Below are 2,650 nucleotides of genomic sequence, written 5' to 3'. Positions count from 1 at the left end.
AATTCCTGTAAACATGTTCAAATGATTTAGTTAACTTTGCGCTCATTACAAGGCTGTAAATTTAAGCCAATTGAATCAGCTTACCCAAAAAACAATGAGTAAAAACGAAAACATAATTGTGGGCATTTCCATAGGCGACCTCAACGGTATTGGCCCTGAGATAGTTTTAAAAACATTTGAAGACGCCAGAATGCTGGATTTTTGTACCCCTTTGATTTTTGCTTCCGTAAAATCATTGTCTTTCATAAAAAAAGCGCTTGAAATCAGCACTAATCTTCACGGCATTGATCACATCAACCAACTTGTACTTGGAAAAGTAAATGTGCTCAATGTCTGGAAAGAGTCGGTCGATATTGAGTTTGGTTCAGAAACTTCAAAAATCGGAGAACTGGCAGTTAAATCGCTTCAGGCAGCTGTGGAAGCTTTAAAAACCGATAAAATTCACGTTTTGGTCACAGCACCAATAAACAAGCACAATATTCAGTCAGATACATTTAAATTTCCGGGACATACTGATTTTCTTGCCAAGGAGCTCGGCGGCGAAAGTTTGATGTTTATGATAACAGACGGTCTGAAAGTGGGACTGCTTACTGATCATATTCCCGTAAAGGAAATTGCCAACCACATAACTGAAAAACTGATAGAAAAGAAAATCGAAATCATCTATCAGGCTTTAATCAATGATTTTGCCATAGCAGTTCCTAAAATTGCGGTTTTGGGCATAAATCCTCATACCGGAGACAATGGTGTAATTGGAGAAGAAGATGACAAAATATTAAGGCCAACACTTGAAAAAATCAATCAATCAGGGAAACTGGTTTATGGCCCTTATGCAGCAGACAGCTTTTTTGGCTCAGGCAATTATAAAAACTTTGATGCCATCGTAGCTGCATATCACGACCAGGGACTGATTCCATTTAAAACTCTTTCCTTTGGGCAGGGTGTAAACTACACAGCTGGTTTATCAAAAGTTAGAACTTCACCTGATCACGGAACTGCATATGATATTGCAGGTAAAAACATTGCAGATTTCACTTCCTTCAAAGAAGCGGTTTTTAAAGCGATTAAGATTTTTAAAAACCGAAAACTTCAAGAAGAAATAGGTCGAAATCCGCTTAAAATACAACCCAAAAAGTTATCCACAAAAAAGGGCTGATAATTAGCAAAGCATTAAAATATTTTTTTATCTTTGCACCCGCTTAAGTTAAAACAACTTAGGTTGAAATGTTTGATGTAATGAAGCAATTGAAAGAGTTTACAATCCCTTTCGTTGGGTTGAAGCAAGGAGAACATCATTTCGATTTTAAGATTGACAATACGTTCTTTTTACATTTTGAGTATGATGAATTTAATGAAGCAGAGGTTTCAGCCGATGTTTTATTGACAAAAAAATCAAATTCACTGGAGTTTCATTTTACGGTTAATGGATATGTCAATGTGCTCTGTGATTTAAGTAACGAGCCTTATAACCAAACGATTGAAGGCAATCATCATCTGGTTGTGAATTTTGGAGATGAATTCAATGATGAAGATGACGCACTATTGATTGTCCCCCATGGAACCTATGAAGTGAACATTCAGCAGTATTTGTACGAATTGGTCATTTTGTCCTTACCGGCAAAAAGAATTCACCCGGGAGTTGAAGATGGCACTTTAGATTCAGAAATACTTGAAAAATTAAAAGAATTAACACCAAAAGATATTGAAGAAATTTCTTCAGAAAATGAAACAGATCCCAGATGGGACGAACTAAAAAAACTATTAACGGATAAATAAATTGAGCCATGGCACATCCTAAAAGAAAAATCTCGAAAACCAGAAGAGACAAAAGAAGAACCCATTATAAAGCAACAGCTCCTCAAATTGCAACAGACCCTACAACCGGAGAAGCTCACTTGTATCACAGAGCACACTGGCATGAAGGAAAACTTTATTACAGGGGTCAGATTGTAATTGATGCAGTAGAAGAGGTTGAAGCCTAATTTCAATTTCAAATAAAACTTTTTAACTCTCACTCAAATGTGAGAGTTTTTTTGTTTTTAACTTTTCTATATTTCAAAAACAACTTATTTTGCGCCAGATTTGATCAGAATTTCGTATTTTTCACTCTTTTTATACGTGTTTTTGTCAATTTTTGATGAATTTAAAATTTTAATATGAGCAAAATCACAGCAGCAATAACCGCTGTAGGGGCTTACGTTCCCGATTTTGTGTTGACCAACAAAATGCTGGAGGGCATGGTTGATACAAACGACGAATGGATTACTACAAGAACAGGGATTAAGGAACGCAGGATCCTAAAAGATAAAGACAAAGGCACTTCTTATTTGGCCATTCAGGCAGCAAAAGATTTACTACTAAAACGTAATCTGGACCCGTCAGAAATTGATATGGTTATTATGGCCACGGCAACACCGGACATGCCGGTTGCCATTACATCTGCTTATGTTGCTACTGAAATTGGTGCTGTAAATGCCTTTTCTTATGACCTCATAGCGGCTTGCTCTAGCTTTCTGTTTGGAATGTCAACTGCTGCACGCTACATAGAATCCGGGCGATACAAAAAAATACTTCTTATCGGCGCAGATAAAATGTCATCAATAATAGATTATGAAGATCGTACAACTTGTATCATTTTTGGAGACGGGGG

Annotated in this window: 4 protein-coding genes; all 4 read left to right on the top strand. The window is 36.7% G+C overall.

The window, feature by feature from the left end; all coding sequences use genetic code 11:
* Positions 1 to 94 precede the first annotated feature (94 nt).
* The gene (gene pdxA, locus AC6F75_RS07195; RefSeq protein ID WP_500714294.1) at positions 95 to 1,156 is read left to right on the top strand and encodes a 4-hydroxythreonine-4-phosphate dehydrogenase PdxA; all 1,062 of its coding nucleotides are present in this window, start codon (positions 95 to 97) and stop codon (positions 1,154 to 1,156) included.
* 80 nt (positions 1,157 to 1,236) lie between these two features.
* Positions 1,237 to 1,776, top strand: a complete 540-nt coding sequence (locus tag AC6F75_RS07190; protein ID WP_500714293.1) for a YceD family protein — start codon at positions 1,237 to 1,239, stop codon at positions 1,774 to 1,776.
* 8 nt (positions 1,777 to 1,784) lie between these two features.
* Positions 1,785 to 1,982, top strand: a complete 198-nt coding sequence (gene rpmF, locus AC6F75_RS07185; RefSeq protein ID WP_116694094.1) for a 50S ribosomal protein L32 — start codon at positions 1,785 to 1,787, stop codon at positions 1,980 to 1,982.
* 174 nt (positions 1,983 to 2,156) lie between these two features.
* Positions 2,157 to 2,650, top strand: a 494-nt coding sequence (locus tag AC6F75_RS07180; protein WP_500714291.1) for a thiolase family protein, incomplete at its 3' end; no start/stop codon positions are given.

It is taken from the genome of Planktosalinus sp. (genome assembly GCF_059864935.1).
This window is presented reverse-complemented; position numbering and strand designations above follow the sequence as displayed.

Bases quoted from the DNA above. Each gene is read 5' to 3' on its own strand.
- pdxA (WP_500714294.1), top strand. From the start codon at position 95: ATGAGTAAAAACGAAAACATAATTGTGGGCATTTCCATAGGCGACCTC.
- AC6F75_RS07190 (WP_500714293.1), top strand. From the start codon at position 1,237: ATGAAGCAATTGAAAGAGTTTACAATCCCTTTCGTTGGGTTGAAGCAA.
- rpmF (WP_116694094.1), top strand. From the start codon at position 1,785: ATGGCACATCCTAAAAGAAAAATCTCGAAAACCAGAAGAGACAAAAGA.